2 protein-coding genes (1 of these 2 only partly in view) are annotated in these 21220 nt (G+C 70.2%); both read left to right on the plus strand.

The features are described from left to right. Complete coding sequence (locus H0264_RS09115; RefSeq protein WP_181583556.1) at positions 1-18039, plus strand: non-ribosomal peptide synthase/polyketide synthase; 18039 nt, start codon at positions 1-3, stop codon at positions 18037-18039. Beyond that, positions 18039-21220: the 5' end (the start) of a non-ribosomal peptide synthetase gene (locus tag H0264_RS09120; protein ID WP_181583557.1), read on the plus strand. 28933 nt of this gene lie beyond the right edge of the window; only the first 3182 of its 32115 coding nucleotides appear in the window; its start codon is at positions 18039-18041; the stop codon falls past the right edge of the window. Before H0264_RS09115 ends, H0264_RS09120 begins: the two co-directional genes overlap by 1 nt.

Genomic DNA, 21220 nt, shown 5'->3' on the forward strand with positions numbered 1-21220 from the left:
GTGCAGGGTACGGAGTTGGGTGGGTTCGGGTCGGGCAGTGACCGCAAGGTCGCGGACGAGCATCGGCCGGACTGTTCGACGACACCGGATTCGCAGGCGCCGCAGCCTTTTCCGCTCACACCCGCCCAGCTCGGGCTCTGGTACGCGCAGCAGCTCGATCCGGAGGTGCCGATCAATGTGGCCCAGTACCTGGAGGTGCGCGGCGAACTCGACGCCACGGTGCTGGAGGCCGCCCACGTGCAGGCCATCCACGAGTTCGAGGCCGTGCTCATGCGGCCGGTCGAGGTGGACGGCGAACCCCGGCAGGTGCTGGATCCCGCACTGCGCATCCGGATTCCGCTGATCGATCTGCGCGGCGAGGCCGATCCGGTGGCCGCCGCGCACGCGTGGATGCGCGCCGACTACACCGCGCCGGTGGATCTGCTCACGGACGATCTGCTGCGGGGCGCGGTGCTGTGGATCGCCGAGCGCCACTACTTCTGGTACCTGCGTTCGCATCACATCGTGCTGGACGGATACGGCGCGCTCACCAACACCATGCGGGTGGCCGAGATCTACAACGCGCGCATGAAAGGCGAAGAGCCGTCGGTGGTTTCGCCGGGCGCCATGCGGCAGCTGGTGGAGCACGAGCTGGAGTACCGGGGCGCCGAGCGGTTCGCGACGGATCGCGAGTACTGGGCCGAGCGGGTGCGCGGGCTGGAGGCGACCACGCTCAATCGCCGGACCGCCGCGCCTGCCGCGGGGAATCTGCGCTTCGGTCGGCAGCTGCCGCAGCGGATCTTCGATCGTGTGAACGCGTGTGCGGCCGCGCACGATTCGAAGTTCGCGGTGGTCATGGTGGCGGCGTTCGGGCGGTATCTGGCCCGGCTCACCGATCGCTCGGATGTGGTGCTGAGCCTGCCGGTGACCGCGCGCACCACGGGTCTGTCACGCAAGTCGGCGGGCATGCTGTCGAATATCGTGCCGGTGCGGTTGTCGGTCGGCGACGAGATCACCTGGGGTGCGGCGCTGGCGGGCACGCAGCGGGAACTGTCGGGTGCGCTGCGGCATCAGCGGTATCGCGCCGAGGACATTCGCCGGGACGCGGACAGCACCGGGCAGCAGACCCGGCGGGCGCTGTTCGGTCCGCTGGCCAACATCATGCTGTTCGATCTGAGCCTGCCGCTGGCGGACGCGACCGCGAAATACCGGGTGCTGACCACGGGGCCGGTGGAGGACCTGAGTCTGCAGGTGTACTACGGCGACAGCAACCAGGTGTTCCTGGACCTGGAGGCGAATCCGAATCTCTACAGCGGCGACGAGCTGGCCCGGCACCACGCGCGGTTCCTCGGTTTCCTGGAGCGCCTGCTCGACCTGGACGCGGACGCGCCCCTGTCGGCGGCGGAGGTGACCACCGAGCTGGAACGTGAGGTGACACTGCGCATCTGGAACGACACCCGGCGTCCGGTGGACAGCGAGGCCACGCTGGTATCGCTGTTCCAGGCGCGGGCCGCGCGCACGCCGGACGCGGTGGCGCTGCGATTCGACGGCGAACCGGCGTGCGAGTTCACCTACGGTGAGCTGGCGCAGCGCGTGAATCGCCTGGCCCGGCATCTGGTTTCGCTGGGCGTCGGTCCGGAGTCGCTGGTGGCCCTGCACCTGCGCCGCTCGCCGGAGCTGGTGGTCGCGATCTACGCGGTGCAGGCGGCGGGCGGCGCGTACGTGCCGCTCGATCCGGATCATCCGGCCGACCGCAAGCAGTACGTGCTGGAGACCGCGCGGCCGGTCGTCGTGCTGACCACCGCCCGTGATGAGCTCGAAGTCTCGGGGGTGGTGCGCATCGATGAGGTGGAGCTGCCTGGGTACTCCGGCGCACCGCTGACCGACGCGGACCGCCTTGCGCCGCTGCGTCCTTCGAATACCGCGTACGTGATCTTCACGTCCGGCTCGACCGGCAAGCCCAAGGGTGTGGCCGTCAGCCATGCGGCGATCGTCAACCGGCTGGTGTGGATGCAGGCCGAGTACGCCCTGACCGCCGCCGATGTGGTGTTGCAGAAGACGCCCGCCACCTTCGACGTATCGGTGTGGGAGTTCTTCTGGCCGTTGCAGGTCGGCGCGCGCCTGGTGGTGGCGCGGCCGGACGGGCATCGCGAGCCGGCGTATCTGGTCGATGTCATTGCCCGCGAGGGTGTGACGGTCGCGCATTTCGTGCCGTCGATGCTGGCAGTCTTTGTGGCCGCGCTCGACCACGACACCGCGGCCCACCTGGGCTCGAGCTTCCGGATGGGGTTCGCGTCCGGGGAGGCGCTGCCCGCGGTGACCGCGCAGCGGTTCCGCGCTCGTACGGGCGCGGCGCTGCACAACCTGTACGGTCCTACCGAAGCGGCTGTGGATGTCACCTTCCACGAAGTCACCGACTTGGACACCGATTCCGTGCCGATCGGCGCGCCGGTGTCCAATACCCGGCTGTACGTGCTCGATTCACGTCTGCGGCCGGTTCCCGTAGGGACTCCGGGTGAGCTGTATCTGTCGGGGGTACAGCTCGCCCGGGGCTATGTGGCGCGGGCCGGGCTGACGGCGGAGCGCTTCGTGGCCGATCCGTTCGCCGGTGGCGCGGGGCATGGTCGTTGCGGTGAGCTCATGTACCGCACCGGTGATCTGGTGGCGTGGTCGGCCGACGGTGAGCTGATCTATCTGGAGCGCACCGATTTCCAGGTGAAGCTGCGCGGTCTGCGCATCGAGCTGGGCGAGATCGAGTCGGTGCTGGCGGCGGTGGCCGGGGTCCGGCACGCGGTGGTCGTGGTGCGCGACGAGCAGCTGGTGGCCTATGTGGTGCCGGCCGCCTCCGCTGCGGTGGACGCCGTGCGACTGCGGACCGCGGCGGCGGCGGAGCTGCCCGGGTACATGGTTCCGGCAGCGTATGTGCTGCTGGAAGCGCTGCCGCTCAATGCTTCCGGCAAATTGGACAGAGCGGCGCTGCCCGCCCCGGAGCGTCGCGTGCTCGAGTACCGCGAGCCGGTGTCGCCGGTGCAGCGCACGGTGGCGCGGGTGTTCGGTGAGGTGCTGGGCCGGGACCGGGTCGGTCTCGACGACGATTTCTTCGCGCTCGGCGGCAACAGCCTGATCGCCACCCAGGTGGGTGCGCGGCTGGGTGCGGAGCTGGGCTGCCGGCTGGGGGTGCGGGAGTTGTTCGCCGCCACCACGGTCGCGGAGCTGGCCGATCTCATCGACAACAGTTTCCTGGACGAGGACGCCGAACTCGACCCGGTGCTGCGTCCGCTGGTGCGGCCGGCGGTGCTGCCGCTGTCGCCCGCGCAGCAGCGGATCTGGTTCCTGAATCGGTTCGAGCGGTCCGGTGCGGACTACAACATGCCGTTCGTGCTGCGCCTGCGTGGCGAGCTGGATACGGCGGCGCTGCGCGCGGCGCTCGCGGATGTGGCGGCCCGGCACGAGATTCTGCGTACCGTGTTCCCGCAGACCGCGGACGGTCTTGCGTGCCAGCGGATTCTGCCGGCCGCGCAGGTGTCGCCGCTGGCTGCGGCGGAGCCGACCGCGAGCTACGCGCTGGATCTGGAATTGAGCGCTTTCGCCGCACGCGGTTTCGATCTGGAGTCCGAGATCCCGTTCCGGGCCCGGCTGTTCGAGCTGGGTGTCGGCGAGTACGCGCTCGCGGTGGTGCTGCACCACATCGCGGCGGATGGTCTGTCGCTGCCGGTGCTGGCGCGGGATCTGGTCGAGGCGTATTCCGCGCGGCGCGCGGGCGGGGTTCCGGCCTGGACCGCGCTGCCGGTGCAGTACGCGGATTACGCGCTGTGGCAACGGGAACGACTGGGTTCGGTCGAGGATCCCGATTCGCTGCTCAGCCGACAGCTCGCGTTCTGGACCGACGCGTTGTTCGGTGCGCCGGAGCAGGTGGACCTGCCCGCGGATCGGCCGCGCCCGGCGGTCGCCAGTGGCCGCGGTGGGGTGCTGACCGTCGGGTTGGCTGCCGATTTGCACGAGCGGATCGCGGAAGCCGCACGCGCACAGGGTGTTTCGACGTTCATGATCATGCACGCCGCGCTGGCGATGTTGCTGGCGAGGCTTTCGGGCACCGAGGACATCGTGATCGGCACCCCGGTGGGCGGGCGTGGCGAACGCGAATTGGACCAACTGATCGGCATGTTCGTCAATACGTTGCCGCTGCGCACCCGGGTCGACGCGCGAGAGTCGTTCACCCGGCTGGTCGCTCGGGTGCGGGAGGCGGATCTCGCCGCGTTCGCACATGCCGACGCGCCGTTCGAGCAGCTGGTCGAGGTTGTGAATCCGACCCGCTCGCAAGCCCGTCACCCGCTGTTCCAGGTGATGTTCTCGTTCACCGGCGCGGGGAATATCGGTGTCGAACTGCCCGGATTGCTTGCCACGGCAGGTACGCTGGACACCGGAGTGACCAAGTTCGACCTCTCGGTCGCGGTCACCGAAAGCTTCGCCGGTGCCGGTCCCGGGGAAGGTCCGGCACCGGCGGGGATCCAGGCGGAGTTCAGCTTCGCCACGGATCTGTTCGATCACGCCACCGTCTCCGAGTACGCGCACTGGTATGTGCGGGTACTCGAGGTGGTCACCGCCGACCCCGGAATCGTGGTTGCCGAGGTGCCGCTGCTGGATGCGGCCGAGCGTGCGCGGGTCCTGGAATCCGGCGTGGCCGAATCGATTACCGGCGGCGACAGCGTCATCGCGCTGTTCGAGGAGCAGGTGCGGCGCACGCCCGGTGCGGTCGCGGTGATCGACGGGCCGTGGGTGCTCACCTACGCCGATATGTCGGCGCATGTGAACCGGCTTGCCCGGCTGCTGGTTTCGCTGGGTGTCGGCCCGGACACGCTGGTGGTGCTGGGGATGCGCCGGTCGGCGGAGTTCGTGCTGGCGGCGTACGCGGTGCTGACGGCGGGCGGTGCGTATGTGCCGGTGGATCCGGATCAGCCCGCGGAGCGACTGCGGCACGTTATCGAAACCGCCCAGCCGGTATGTATTTTGACGACTTCGGCCGACGGCTGGGAGGCCGGCGCCGATGTCCGGGTGGTCGCGGTGGATACGGCCGAACTGTCCGGATTCTCCGCCGCTCCGGTGCTCGACGCCGAGCGGCACGGGCCGCTGCACCCGGCGAGCCTGGCCTATGTCATCTTCACCTCCGGCTCCACCGGACGCCCGAAAGGCGTTGCGGTACAGCATGCCTCGGTGGCGAACCAGATCGCCTGGATCGCCGACGAATACGACATCGGCGCGACGGACGTGGTGCTGTTCAAGACGCCCGCGACCTTCGACGTCTCGGTGTGGGAATTGTTCGCGCCGCTGTGCCGGGGCGGGCAGCTGGTGGTCGCCGAACACGATGGGCATCGCGACACCGCGTATCTGGCCGAGCTGATCGAGAGCACCGGGGTCACCATGACCTCGTTCGTGCCGTCCATGCTGACGGTGTTCGCACAGGCGGTGCGGGCCGCGGACATCGCTTCGCTGCGTGTGGTTTTCGTGGCCGGCGAGGCCATGTCGAGTGAGGCCGCCGCGGCCTTCGCGACCGTGAGCGGCGCGGCGCTGCACAATCTGTACGGTCCGACCGAGTTCACCGTGCACGCCACCTACGCGCCGGTGGATCCGGCCGGGACGGGACCGGTGCCGATCGGGCGGCCGGTGCGCGGCAGCGCGGTCTTCGTGCTGGACGAGCGGCTGCGCCCGGTGCCGGACAATGTGATCGGTGAGCTGTACCTGTCGGGTGTGCAGGTGGCGCGCGGCTACCACGGTCGTGCCGAACTCTCCGCCGAACGTTTTGTCGCCAATCCTTACGGACCGGACGGTTCGCGCATGTACCGGACCGGCGACCTGGTCCGCCGCACCCGCGCGGGGCAGCTGGAATACCTGGGCCGCAGCGACTTCCAGGTGAAACTGCGCGGCCAGCGCATCGAACTCGGCGAGATCGAAGCCGCCCTGACCGCCGCCGCCGATGTGCGCGCCGCCGCCGTGATCGTGCACAAGCACCGCACCGGCGAGCTCCTGGTCGCCTACGTGGTCACCGAGCTGCCCGAGCCGGACCTCACCGAAATCCTCGCGGAGCGACTGCGTTCCGCGCTCCCGTCGTACATGGTGCCCACCGCCTACGTCCGCCTCGACCGCATGCCGCTCACCCCCTCCGGCAAGCTGGACCGCAAGGCCCTCCCCGAACCCGAACTGAAGGCCCGCGCCTTCCGCGCGCCCGCCACCTCCGCCGAGTGCGCGGTGGCCCAGGTCTTCGCCGATGTCCTCGGCACCGACCCGCTGGGCCTGGACGACGACTTCTTCGCCCTCGGCGGCAATTCCCTGGTGGCAACCCAGATCTCGGCCCGCCTGGCCGCGGCCCTGCACACCGAGGTGCCGCTGCGCCTGCTGTTCGAATACCCGACCGTCGCGGGCCTGGCCGCGCACCTGCCCTCCGGCACGGCGGATTCCCGGCTCCCGCTGATCGCGGCCGAACGCCCCGCGCTCGTCCCGCTGTCCTACGCCCAGCAGCGCATGTGGTTCCTCGCCCGATTCGACCCGAACTCGGTGGCCGACAATCTGGTGGACGCCATCCGCCTGCGAGGCCCCCTCGACCCCGCCGCCCTCGCGGCCGCCGTCGCGGATGTGGTCGAACGCCACGAGACCCTGCGCACCATCTACCCGTCCATCGACGGCGTAGGCCACCAAAAGGTGCTGCCCGCCACCGAACCGACCTTCGACCTCCACCCCGAGCCGATCGCCCCGGCCGACCTGGAAGCACGCATCCGGGCCGCCGCCGCACAGCCTTTCGCGCTCGCCACGGAGCCCCCGCTCCGCCTGACCCTGCTGCGCACCGACAGTGAGCACATCCTGGTCTTCTCGGTGCATCACATCGCGGCGGACGGGTGGTCGATCGCGCCGCTGACCCGCGACCTCATGACCGCGTATGCCGCGCGGTGCGGCGGTGCCGCCCCCGCGTGGGCGCCGCTGCCGGTGCAGTACGCGGACTACACGCTGTGGCAGCGGGAATTGCTCGGCGATGCAGCCGATTCCGAGTCGCTGCTGGCGCGGCAGATCGCGTTCTGGCGGAATGAGCTGTCGGGGGTGCCGCCGGAGCTGGCGCTCCCGCTCGACCGGCCGCGACCGGCCACCCGCTCCGGCCTGGGTGCGCGCCACGAGTTCGCGCTCGACGCGGAGCTGCACCGGCAGCTGCGGGAAATCGCCGAGCAACGGCAGGCGTCACTGTTCATGGTGGTGCACGCGGCCTTCGCGGCACTGCTGTCGAAGCTGTCCGCACAGACCGACATAGCAATCGGCACCCCGGTGGCCGGGCGCGGCGAGCAAGCGCTGGACGGCCTGGTCGGCATGTTCGTCAACACCCTGACTCTCCGCACCGAAATCGATGCCGCCCAGTCCTTCTCGGACCTGGTGGCAACCGTGCGCCAGGCCGACCTGCGTGCCTTCGGGCAGGCGGATGTGCCGTTCGAGCGACTGGTCGAGGCGCTGAACCCGGTGCGCTCGCCGGGTCTGCACCCGCTGTTCCAGGTGGTGCTGGACTTCCAGAACACCGCCCCGGCGGCGCCGGAACTGGCCGGGCTGGAAGCATCCCGGCTGGAAATCGATACCCACACTGCCAAATTCGATCTCCAACTCACCGTGACCGAGACCGGTGACGGTGCACTGGACGCGGTGTTCACCTACGCCACCGACCTGTTCGACGACACCACCATCACCCTGTTCGCTCAGCGCCTCACTCGGCTCCTGGAAGCCGCTGCGGCCGAACCGAATCGGATCGTCGGCGATATCCCGATCCTCGATGCGGCCGAGCGTGAACTGGTGCTGGCACGCTGGAACGACACCGTGGCCACCTGGGACACGGAGGATTCCGCCACTCTGGCCGACCTGTTCGAGGCGCAGGTTGCCCGGACCCCGGACGCGGTTGCCCTCACCTTCGAGGGGACAAGTCTGTCCTACGGTGCGTTCGCCGCCGACGTGCATCGCTTGGCCCGCACGCTGATCGAAGCCGGCGTCGGCCCGGAAAGCCTGGTAGCGCTCGGCATCCGCCGCTCGTTGGACCTGCTTGTGGCCATGTACGCGGTCGTCGAGGCCGGTGGCGCGTACGTGCCGCTGGACTTGGACCAGCCCGCCGACCGTGTTGCCTATGTGCTCGACACCGCCAACCCGGTGTGCGTGCTGACGACCTCGCGCGATGGTTTCGAAGACCCCCGCCGCAGCGAAGACCCGACAAGGGTGGTGCGCATTGATGAGGTGGAGCTGTCGGGTTGTTCCGATGCTCCGCTGACGGATGCGGATCGTCGTGCGCCGCTGCGTGGTTCGAATACCGCTTATGTGATCTTCACGTCGGGTTCGACCGGCCGCCCGAAGGGTGTGGCCGTGTCGCATGCGGCGATCGTCAACCGCCTCGTGTGGATGCAGGCCGAGTATGGCCTGTCCGCTGAAGATGTTGTGCTGCAGAAGACTCCGGCGACCTTCGATGTGTCGGTGTGGGAGTTCTTCTGGGCGTTGCAGACCGGTGCGCGGCTGGTGGTCGCCGCGCCGGACGGGCATCGCGATCCGGCCTACCTGGCGCGGATCATTGCCGAAGAGGGCGTCACCACAACGCATTTCGTGCCGTCGATGCTTTCAATATTTCTCGGTGCGCTCGGGGAGAAGGCCGTGCGGCTGCCGCTGCGGCAGGTGTTCACCTCCGGTGAGGCGCTGCCCGCACCGGCCGCGCAGCGTCTGCGCGAGCTGACCGGGGCGCGGGTGCACAATCTGTACGGTCCCACCGAGGCCGCCGTGGACGTGACCTTCCATGAGGTCACCACCGCTGACACGGTGTCGGTGCCGATCGGGCGTCCGGTGTTCAATACCCGGCTGTACGTGCTGGATTCGCGGCTGCATCCGGTGGCTCCCGGGATCGCCGGTGAGCTGTACCTCGCGGGCGCGCAGCTGGCACGCGGGTACACCGGTCGCGCGGATCTGAGCGCGGAGCGCTTCGTGGCCGACCCGTTCACTCCCGGTGCGCGCATGTACCGCACCGGGGATCTGGTGAAGTGGACCGGCGACGGGGAGCTGGAGTACCTGGGCCGCACCGACTTCCAGGTGAAGGTGCGCGGGCTACGCATCGAGCTGGGGGAGATCGAGAGCGCGCTGCTGGCGCTGCCGCAGGTGGCGCAGTCCGTGGTTGTGGTGCGGGCGGACGCGGCCACGGGTGAGCCGCAGCTGGTCGGCTACGTGGTGTGCGCGCCGGAGTCCGAGGTCGAGGCCGATGCGGTGCGGGACGCACTGTCGCGGGTGCTGCCGGGCTACATGGTTCCGGCCGCTGTCGTGGTGCTGGACGAGTTCCCGGTGACCGCTACCGGCAAGCTCGATCGGAATGCCCTGCCGGCACCGGTTTTCGAGGTCGCGGCCTACCGGAAGCCGTCGACGGTGGCCGAGGAGGTCGTGGCGGGTGTGTTCGCCGAGCTGCTCGGGCTCGAGCGGGTCGGCGCGGATGACGACTTCTTCGCACTCGGCGGCAGTTCGCTGCTGGCCGCACGGGCGGTGGCGCGGGCCGGGGCGGCGCTGGAGGCCGAACTGTCGGTGCGTGATCTGTTCGACGCCCCGACGGTGGCCGCGCTGGCGGTTCGCGCCGCTGCCACGGCCGGTCAGGTCGCGCGTATTCCGTTGCGCGCCATCGATCCTCGGCCCGATTCGCTTCCGCTCTCCTTTGCCCAGCGGCGGATGTGGTTCCTCAATCGGTACTGGTCGGAGGTCACCGGGAACGGTCCGGGCGCGGCGGCGGACAATATTCCGCTGGCCCTGCGCATCACGGGGGAGATCGACCCCGCCGTGCTGAACGCCGCCCTGCGGGATGTGGTGCAGCGGCACGAAACCCTGCGCACCGTCTATTCGGACGGCCTGGACGGTCCCGAGCAGCGGGTGCTGCGGTCGGCCGCGACGGCGCTCATCAATGCCCGGGTGGAGGCGGACGAGCGGGAGAGCCGGATGCGCGCGCTGGCGGGCGTCCCGTTCGATCTGACCCGTGAAACGCCGTTGCGCGCAGCGGTATTCAGCACGTCGGACACCGATCACGTGCTGATGCTGGTGCTGCATCACATCAGTGCGGACGGCTTCTCGCTGGCCCCGCTGGCCGCCGATTTCCTGACCGCCTATACGGCGCGCCGGGCCGGCACGGTCCCGGAGTGGGAGCCGCTGCCCGTGCAGTACGCGGATTACGCGCTGTGGCAGCGGGATTCGCTGGGCTCGGAGGACGATCCGGCTTCCGCGCTGTCCCGGCAGCTGGAGTTCTGGCGCACCCGCCTGGCGGGTCTGCCCGATCAGCTGGAGCTGCCGATGGACCGGCCGCGTCCGGCGGTGGCGTCGCTGCGCGGCGGTACGCACCGGCTGGGCATCGACTCCGATCTGCACGGCGAGCTGGCGGAGTTGGCCCGCAAGCACGACACCACCCTGTTCAGCACCGTGCACGCGGCGCTGGCGGTGCTGCTGTCGCGGTTGTCGGGCAGTTCCGACATCGCCATCGGCACCCCGGTGGCGGGTCGCGGTGAGCAGGCTCTCGACGGTCTGGTCGGGATGTTCGTGAACACGCTGGTGTTGCGCAGCGAGATCGATCCGCGCGCCGGTTTCGACGCCGTGCTGGACGCGGTGCGGGAGGGCGACATCGCGGCCCTCTCGCACGCCGACGTGCCATTCGAGCGGCTGGTGGAGGTGCTGGCGCCGGCGCGCGCGCAGCACCGGCATCCGCTGTTCCAGGTGGCGCTGACCTTCCACAACTACGACCTGCCCACCGTGCAGCTGCCGGGCCTGGAGGTGCGTCAGGAGCAGGTGGACGCGGGCGTCGCCAAGTTCGATCTGCAGTTCACCGTCGTGGAACAGCGCGGCGCGGACGGCCGCGCGGGCGGCCTGGACATCGAGATCAGCTACGCCACCGATCTTTTCGACGCGGACAGCGTCGCGATCCTGGCCCGCCGGTTCGAACAGGTGCTGGCGGCGGTGGCGGCCGACCGGACCGTGGTGGTCGGCGACATCCAGCTGCTCAGCGGCGAGGAGCAGCGGCGGACCCTGCACGAGTGGTCGAGCACCGGACCGGACACCGCCGAGATCACCACGCTCGCAGTCCGTTTCGCGACGGCGGCGATCGCCGATCCGTTCGCGATCGCGGTGCGCGCGGGCGGCGTCGAGCTCACCTACGCCGAACTCGACGCGCGCTCCAATCAGCTGGCGCGCCGCCTGATCGCGGCCGGCGTCGGCCCGGAATCCCTGGTGGCCGTGGCGCTTCCGCGCACCGTCGAACTGGTGGTCACCCTGCTCGCGGTGATCAAGTCCGGCGGCGGCTACCTGCCGGTCGACCCCGGTTATCCGGCCGATCGCATCGAGTACGTGCTCGACGATGCGCGCCCGGTGTGCGCGATCACCAGCGGCGCGGCGGGACTGCCCGCGGGCTGGTTCGGCGGCCCGGTGATCGATCTGGACGCGGTGGCCTTCGACGACGCCGATGCCGCCCCGATCACCGACGCCGACCGGCGGGCGGCGCTGCGGCCCGATCACGTCGCCTACGTCATCTACACCTCCGGCTCCACCGGCCGTCCCAAGGGCGTCGCGGTCCCGCACCGGAATGTGCTGCGGCTGTTCGACAATGCGCAGGGCCACTACGGTTTCGGGGCTGCGGATGTGTGGACCATGTTCCACTCCTACGCCTTCGATTTCTCGGTGTGGGAGCTGTGGGGCGCACTGCTGTACGGCGGCCGTCTGGTCGTGGTCGACTACTTCACTTCGCGTTCGCCGCGGCAGTTCCGGGAACTGCTGGCCGCCGAGCGGGTGACGGTGCTGAATCAGACGCCGTCGGCGTTCTATCAGCTCATCGCCGCCGACGCGGATGCCGACGGCGGCGCGGACGAATTGTCCCTGCGCTGGGTGATTTTCGGTGGCGAGGCGCTGGAACCGCAGCGGCTCACCGGTTGGTTCGAGCGGCACCCGCACAACCCGGTGCTGGTCAATATGTACGGCATCACCGAGACCACCGTGCACGTCTCGCATCGCCCCATCGATGCCACGACGGGTTCGGCCAGCGTGATCGGCGGTGCGCTGCAGGGTCTGACCGTGCGCGTACTGGATTCCCGGCTGCGCCCGGTGCCCGTCGGCGTCCCCGGTGAAATCTATGTCTCCGGTGGGCAATTGGCGCGCGGTTACCTGAACCGCCCGGACCTCACGGCGGCGCGTTTCGTGGCCGACCCGTACGGCCCGGCGGGCGCCCTGGCCTACCGCTCGGGTGACCTGGCGCGCTGGACCGCGACCGGTGATCTCGAATACCTGGGCCGCGCCGACCAGCAGGTGAACCTGCGCGGTTTCCGGGTGGAACTCGGCGAGATCGAGGCCGCGCTGCTGGGCCTGCCCGAGGTTCGGGAGGCCGCCGTGGTCGTGCGGCACGACGAGACCGTGGGCGAGGATCGTCTCGTCGGTTACGCGGTCCCGGTCGCCGGCGTGACGCTGGATGCCGGCGAGCTGCGGCAGGCGCTCACCCGGTCGCTGCCCGAGCACATGGTGCCGGCCGCCGTGGTGGCGCTGGATCGAATCCCGTTGACCATCAACGGCAAACTCGATCGCGCCGCACTGCCCGCCCCGCAGTTCGAGGGCACCGCCTACCGCAAGCCGTCCACCTTCGCCGAGGAGATCGTGGCGGGCGTGTTCGCCGAACTGCTCGGCCTGGACCGGGTGGGGGCGGACGACGACTTCTTCGCCCTCGGCGGTAGTTCGCTGCTGGCGGCGAAGGCGGTCGCGCGCATCGGCGCGACCCTCGATACGACGGTCGGCGTGCGGGCGCTGTTCGAGGCGTCCACGGTCGCGGCGCTGGCCGCGCGGGCGAGCACGGAATCGCGTGGGGCGCGGCGGCCGGTGCTGGTCGCGGGCGCGCGTCCGGAGCGGTTGCCGCTGTCGCCGGCGCAGCAGCGCATGTGGTTCATCAACCGGTTCGATCGGACCTCCACCGCCTACAACATTCCGCTGGCGCTGCGGCTGTCCGGCGATCTGGATGTGACCGCGCTGGAGTCGGCGTTCGCGGAGGTCGTCGAACGGCACGAGACACTGCGCACGGTGTATCCCGAGACCCCTGCGGGTGCGGCCCAGGTGATCCTGCCCGCCTCGCGCGCGGTGTCCTCGCTGCGGCCGGTGCGGGTCGCGGAATCCGAACTGGCGCAGCGCGTCGCCGAGTTCGCCGCCACGACATTCGATGTGACGGTGGACGTTCCGGTCCGCATCCGCCTGTTCGAACTCTCCGAGTCCGCCGGTGAGTACGTGCTCGCCGCCGTGCTGCACCATATTTCGGCGGACGGCTCCTCACTGGTTCCGTTCGTGCGCGACCTGATGGCGGCCTATGCGGCGCATCTGTCCGGCCGTCGCCCGTCGTGGACGCCGCTGGCGGTGCAGTACGCGGACTACGCGCTGTGGCAGCATCGTCTGCTCGGCTCGGAATCGGACACCGGATCGCTTGCTGCCCAGCAACTCTCGTACTGGCGTGAAACCCTCGCGGGACTCCCGGATCAGCTGGACCTGCCGGCCGATCACCCGCGCCCGGCCAAGCAGAGCCTGCGCGGTGGGCGCGTTGAACTGCCCGTCGACGCCCAATTGCACGCCCGCCTCACCGAACTCGGCCGGGCACAGGGCGCGACCCTGTTCATGGTCGTGCACGCCGCCTTCGCGGCCCTGCTGGCCCGGATCTCCGGCACCGGCGACATCGCGGTCGGCACCCCGATCGCGGGTCGTGGCGACAGCGCCCTCGACGACGTGATCGGCATGTTCGTCAACACCCTGGTGCTGCGCGCCCGGGTGGATGCGGGTGCACCGTTCAGCGAACTGCTGGCCCAGGTGCGTGCCGCGGACATCGCCGCCTTCTCGCACGCCGACATCCCGTTCGAGCGACTGGTGGAGGTGCTCAACCCGGAGCGCTCCACCGCCCGCCACCCCCTGTTCCAGGTGGGTCTGTCCTTCCAGAACCACGAGCGCGCGCAACTGCGCCTGCCCGGCCTGGAGGTCTCGGAGATCGAATACGACTCCGGCGTAGCGCAATTCGACCTGCACCTGTTCGCCGTGGACAACTACGACGAGTCGGGTGCCCCCGCGGGCATCGACCTGACCCTCGGCTACGCCGCCGACCTGTTCACCGGGGCGACGGCCCAGCGCTTCGCCGACGCGCTCCTTCTCGTCCTGGAAGGCATCACCACCCGGCCGGATACCCGCGTCGGCGACCTCGACCTGCTGGGCGCGCCGATCCGGCGGCAGCTGCTGTCGGAGTGGAACGCCACCGCGCACCCCGTCGCCCGGGTGACCCTGGCGGACCTGGTGGACGCCCAGGTCGCGGCCACCCCGGACGCGGTCGCGCTGCTGGACGCCGCCGGCGAAACCAGCCTGACCTACGCCGAATTCGATGCCCGGGTCAACCGCCTGGCCCGCGAACTCATCGCGCGCGGTATCGGCCCGGAGGACCGTGTCGCACTGGCCATCCGCCGTTCACTCGACCTGGTGGTGGCCATGTACGCGGTCACCAAATCCGGTGCGGCCTACGTCCCGATCGACCCGGACCATCCGTCCACCCGGATCGCCCACATTCTGGAGACGGCCGCCCCGGCCTGCGTGCTGACCACCGCGCGTGACGGATTCGCGGATCCCCGTCATCTCGGAGATCCCCGTCATCCCGGCGTGCTTCTTGGCCGGGATCCACTCCAGTCCGGTGATGTCGCTGATCGTATGGATCCCGGCCAAAAGCATGCCGGGATGACGGAGGTCGTGCGGCCGGAGGTCGTGCGCACAGACGTGGTGCGCACAGACGTGGTGCGCATCGATGAGCTCGATCTGTCCGGTCATTCGGACGCGGCGGTCAGGGATGACGAGCGGGTGCGCCCGTTGCGGGAACAGCATCCGGCGTACGTGATCTTCACGTCCGGATCGACCGGCAAGCCGAAGGGCGTGGCCGTTCCGCATGCCGCGATCGCCAATCAATTGCAGTGGCTGCGGGTTACTTTCGGGCTCGGCCCGGTGGACCGCGCGCTGCTGAAGACGCCCGCGACCTTTGATCTGTCGGTGTGGGAGTTCTGGTCGCCGCTGGTCACCGGCGGCAGCCTGGTCGTCACCGCGACCGGGGACGAACGTGATCCGGATCGGCTGCGGGAGATCATCACCCGGCACGGCGTCACGGTGCTGCATCCGGTGCCGTCGCTGCTGGGCATGCTGCTGGCCGGTGGCCCGCTGCCGGCGTCGGTGCGCGCGGTGCTGGCGATCGGTGAGGCGCTGCCCGCCGCCACGGCCGTGGAATTCCTGGAGCAGCACGGGGATTCGAGTGCCCGGCTGTTCAATCTGTACGGCCCCACCGAGGCCGCGGTGTCCATCACCGCGTTCGAGGTGACCGAGCGGCCCGCGCAGGTGGTGCCGATCGGAGGTCCGGCGTGGAACAGCCGGGTCTACGTCCTCGATGCCCGCCTGCGGCCGGTGCCGGTCGGGGTGCCGGGTGAGCTGTACCTGGCGGGTGCGCAGCTGGCGCGCGGCTACTTCGGTCGCCCGGCCCTCACCGCGGAGCGCTTCGTGGCCGATCCCTTCACGGGCGGCCGTCTGTACCGTACCGGCGATATCGTGCGCTGGCGGGCGGACGGCGTGCTCGAGTACGTGGATCGCGCCGACTTCCAGGTGAAGATCCGCGGCTTCCGCATCGAACTCGGCGACATCGAAGCGGCCCTGCTGGCCATGCCCGAGGTAGCCCAGGCCACCGTAGTAGCCAAGTCCGACCCCCACACCGGTGACCGCCTGGTGGCCTACCTCGTTGGAGCGCTTGGGCAGTCTGCGCCAGGGGCGCAGGGTGGGCAAGCGCAGCACCCCGCAGCGGAGAGCGTCCTCGACACAACAACCGTGAAGTCCGCCCTGGCAGCAACCCTCCCGTCCTACATGGTCCCGTCGGTCTTCGTAGTCCTGGACACTCTCCCCCTCAATGCCAACGGCAAAGTCGATCGCGCGCGCCTACCCGAGCCCGTCTTCACCTCCGCCGCGTTCCGCGCTCCGGAAACAGCCCTGGAACGCCAGGTGGCGGCGGCCTTCGCCGAGGTCATCGGCACGGCCGACCCGGTCGGCCTGGATGCCGAATTCTTCGCCCTGGGCGGCAATTCGCTCATGGCGACGCGGCTGGCCGCCCGGCTCAGCGCGGACCTCGGTCTCCGAATTCCGGTCGCGGCGGTATTCGAGGCGACGACCGCGGGCGCGTTGGCGGAGTGGATCACGGCGGCCGATCTCCAGGCGGCGCAGTCGGGTCCGACCCGTCGCAGCGGCTCCGGAGCCGCGCCGCTCTCACCCGCGCAGCAGCGCATGTGGGTGCTGAATCGCTTGCAGCCCAATGCTTCCGCCTACCACATTCCGGCCGCCATCCGGCTCACCGGAGCGCTGGACGCAACGGCTCTCGCGGCGGCCCTGCGCGATGTGCTGGAGCGGCACGAGATCCTGCGCACCCGCTACCCGGAGATCGACGGCGAACCGGTCCAGGAGGTGCTGGGCGTGGATGCGGTGGCGGTGGACTTCGCGCCGGTGCCGGTGTCCCGGAACGAATTCGATGCGCGGCTGGCCGAACTGGTGTCCGCGGCGTTCGATGTGACCGCAGCGCCGCCGGTGCGGGTGTGCCTGTTCGAACTCGCGGCCGACGAACACGTGCTGGCCGTTGTGCTGCACCACATCAGCGCCGACGGCTACTCGATCGCGCCCATGACGCGGGATCTGGTTTCGGCCTACGGCAGCCGGACCGACGGCCGGGCTCCGGCGTGGACTCCGCTGGAGATCCAGTACGCCGACTACGCCGCCTGGCAGCGCGAAGCGCTCGGAGCCGAGGACGACACGGAAAGCACGCTGGCGCGGCAGATTCGATTCTGGCTGAACGAACTGGCCACGGCCCCTGAGCAGTTGGCGCTGCCGACCGATCGGCCGCGTCCGGCTCGACGCGACATGCGTGGCGCGGTCCACGATTTCGAGGTCGACGCCGAACTCGCCGGCCGTATGGCGGAACTGGCGCGTGCACACGGCAGCACGCTGTTCGGCGTCGTGCACAGCGCCTTCGCGATCCTGCTCGCGAAACTGTCCGGCCAGCCGGATATTTCGATCGGTGTCCCGGTCGCCGGTCGAGGTGACAGGGCGCTGGACGATCTCGTCGGCATGTTCGTCAATACCGTGGTGCTGCGCACCGAGGTGGACAGCCGCATGTCCTTCGCCCACCTGTTGCGGCAGGTGCGCGATCGCGATCTGGCCGCCCTCGCACACGCGGATGTGCCGTTCGAGCGCGTGGTGGAGGCGGTGCTGGCCGAAACCGGCCGCACCCGTTCCAGCGCCTTCACCCCGCTGTTCCAGGTCATGCTCACCTTCCAGAACATGCCCACCGGTGCGGTGACGCTGCCGGGCTTGGCGGTCGAGGTGCTGGAGCCGGAGCTGTCCGAGGCCAAGTTCGATCTCCAGCTGACCGGCATGGAGCGCTACGACGACAGCGGCCGGGTCACCGGCCTGCGCATGCAGTTCGCCTACGCCACCGATATTTTCGGCGCGGACACGGTGGACCTGCTGGTGCAGCGGCTGCTCCGGGTGCTCGACATCGTGGTCACCGATCCGGCGACGACGGTGCGCGCGATCGACATCCGCACCGCGGCGGAGACGGACCCGCGCCCGAACGGCGCCGGCCGGGCGGCCGCCACGGCGGCGAACAGCACAGCGGCACAGTCGAATACCGCGCCGGGTGCGGGGGAGCGAGCCCCTGTCCCGCTCGCCGAGCTCCCGGATCTGATCGCCGCCGCGGCGGAGATCGCCCCGGATACCGTCGCGTTCGAGCACGCCGGCCACACCGTCACCTACCGCGACCTCGCCTCCAAGATCGCCGCCGTCACCCGTGCCATGGGCGCCGCGGCGAAGCCGGAAACGCTGGTGAACGTCGCACTCGCCGGGCTGGTGCCCGGCATTCTGGCCGCCCTCGGCGCGGGCGGCCTCGTCCAGGCACTGCGCGGCTTGTCGGGAGACGCGCAGGCCCTGGTCGTTCGATCGGAAAGCAAGTCGGAAGGAATCCTCTGATGTCACATGCGGAGTCGGTCGCCCTCAGCCGGTACGGCAGCCATGCGGCGCTGCGCCGCGCGTACGGCATCGCGGACCTACCGAATCTGATCGAGACCGTGGCCGGGCTGGAACCGGAGCGGATTGCCCTGCGGCACGGGGAGACCGCCGTGTCCTACGGCGTGCTGGCCACCGAGGTGGGCGCGCTGGCCGAGGCCATGGGCGGTGCGCTGGAGGCCGAGGCCCTGGTGCAGGTGGTCGTCTCGGGTCAGCTGCCGGGCTTGATGGAGGGCGCCGAGGGCGAGCTCGCCGCGGTGCTCGAGCGTCTGCTCGACGATGCGGTGGAGGCCGCCGCGGCGGTGCTGGAACCCAATCTCGCGCCGAACCGGACGCTGGTCACCCTGTTCGAGGAGCAGGTGGCCCGCACCCCGGACGCGGTGGCGCTGGAGTTCGGCGACGACACCCTCACGTACGCCGAATTCTATGCTCGCGCAACGACGCTGGCGCGCGAGCTGGTGCGGCGCGGGGTCGGCCCGGACGCGCTGGTGGGTCTGGCGGTGCGGCGCTCGTTCGATCTGCTGATCGGCATGTACGCGGTGCTGAAGGCGGGCGGCGCGTACGTGCCCATCGATCCGGATCATCCGGCGGACCGCATCGCCTACGTGCTCGAGGTCGCCGCGCCCGTGGTGGTGCTGACCACCGCCGCCGACCAGCCGGAGCTGGGTGCCGAGGTGCCGGTGCTGCGCATCGACGAATTCGAGCGGGCGGCGGCGGAATCCGCGAGCGAAGCGGTCACCGTGGTGGATGAGGCCGCGAACGATCCACTGCCGCACGCGGTTCCGGACAATGTCGCCTACGTCATCTTCACCTCCGGCTCGACCGGACGGCCCAAGGGCGTGGCGGTGTCGCATCGTGCGATCGTCGCCAATTTGTGCTGGCGGCAGCGCATGTACCGGCTCACCCCGGGCGATGCCGTCCTGCAGAAGACGCCGTTCACGTTCGACGTGTCGGTGTGGGAGTTCTTCTGGCCCTTGCAGATCGGCGCGCGCCTGGTGATCGCCGAGCCGGACGGTCACCGCGATCCGGCGTACCTGCTGCGCGTGATGGCCGAGAAGGACATCACCGTCACGCATTTCGTGCCCTCCATGCTGTCGGTGTTCGTGGCCGAGGCCGAGCGGACGGCCGCGGCCGACGACGCAGGCGTACCCCATTCGCTGCGCATGGTTTTCGCCTCCGGTGAGGCGTTGCCCGCCGCCACCGCGGCCGCCTTCCGCAATGTGAGCGGTGCGACCCTGCACAACCTGTACGGCCCCACCGAGGCGGCGGTGGACGTGACCGCGCACGAGGTCACCGCCGAGGATGTCGACACGGTGCCGATCGGCGCGGCCGCCGATGACACCGATCTGCTGGTGCTGGACGAGAGCCTGCGCCCGGTGCCGGTCGGCGTGGTCGGCGAGCTCTACCTGGCGGGTGTGCAGCTGGCCCGCGGCTATGTGGGCCGCCAGGCCCTGACCGCCGAGCGTTTCATCGCCAATCCCGAAGGCGCGCTGGGTGATCGCATGTACCGCACCGGCGACCTGGTGCGCTGGATCCGCTCCGAGAGCGGCGGTCCGCTGACCCTGGAGTACCTGGGCCGCAGCGACTTCCAGGTGAAGCTGCGCGGCCTGCGCATCGAACTGGGCGAGGTGGAGGCCGCACTGCTGCGGCACCGGTCGGTCGCGCAGGCGGCCGTCGTCCTGCATCAGAGCGCCACCGGGGAACAGTCCCTGGTCGGCTACCTGGTGGCCGACGGCGCGGTCGACACCGATGCCGTCCTGGACGAGGCGCGCACCCACCTGCCCGAGTACATGGTGCCCGCGCTGCTCATGGTGCTGCCCGAGATGCCGGTCAATGCCAATGGCAAGCTGGACCGCCGCGCCCTGCCGGAACCCGAATTCGCGGATGCCACGGTCGAATACCGGGAGCCGGAGACCGCCGGTGAGCAGGCGGTGGCCGCCGTGTTCGCCGAGCTGCTCGGGCTGGAGCGGGTCGGCGCGGACGACGACTTCTTCGCGCTCGGCGGCAACTCGCTCATCGCCACCCGTGCCATCGCCCGCGTGGCGGAGGCGCTGGGCATCACCGTGGACATGCGCGACTTCTTCGACCGTCCCTCCGCCGCCGCGCTGGCGGCGCTGGCCGAAGGACGTGCCGGCGCAGGTGATTTCGCTGAAGACGATGCGGTCCGGCCGGCCGCCCCGGCGGCTTCGGGTCCGGCTCTGCGGGCCGTGTCCCCGCGTCCCGATCGGATTCCGCTCTCGCCCGCGCAGCAGCGCATGTGGTTCCTGAACACCTACGCCAATGACGAAGCTGCCGCCGCCACCGCCGGTTTCGATGCCGCGGCGGTGGACAATATGCCGTTCGCCCTGCGCCTGCGCGGTGAGCTCGACGAGTCCGCGCTGGCGGCCGCCGTCGCCGACGTGATCGATCGGCACGAGTCCCTGCGCACCTGCTACCCGCAGACTCCGTCCGGTCCGGTGCAGGTGGTGCTGCCCGCCCACCCGGTCGATCTCACCCCGGTCGACGTGACCGAGATGACCGTCCGGGCCGCCGTGATCGCCGAGGCGGCACAGGGTTTCGACGTCACCGCCGAGGTCCCGCTGCGGGCGCGCCTGCTGCGCGCCGGGCGCAATGATCACGTGCTGGTGCTGGTGGTGCACCACATCGCCGCCGACGGCGTCTCCATCGGCCCGCTGCTGCGCGATCTCGTCACCGCCTACGCCGCCCGCCGGGAGGGCGCGGAGCCCGGCTGGTCCGCACTGGCCGTGCAGTACGCGGATTACGCCCTGTGGCAGCAGGATCGGCTGGGCTCCGAGCACGACCCGGAATCGGCTGCGGCACAGCAGATCCGATTCTGGCGCACCGAACTCGACGATCTCCCGGCCCAGCTGGACCTGCCCGCCGATCGCCCGCGCCCGGCCGTGTCCTCGCATCGCGGCGCGACCGTGGACACCCTGATCGGCACCGAATTGCGCACGGCCATCGACGAATTGGCCGCCCGGCAGCACGCCACCCCGTTCATGGTGCTGCACGCCGCCCTGGCCGCCCTGCTGGCCCGGCTGTCCGGCACCTCCGATATCGCGGTGGGCACCCCGGTGGCGGGCCGCGGCGAACGCGCCCTGGACGATCTCGTCGGCATGTTCGTCAACACCCTGGTGCTGCGGAC

It is taken from the genome of Nocardia huaxiensis (assembly GCF_013744875.1).
Taxonomy (GTDB): Bacteria; Actinomycetota; Actinomycetes; order Mycobacteriales; family Mycobacteriaceae; genus Nocardia; species Nocardia huaxiensis.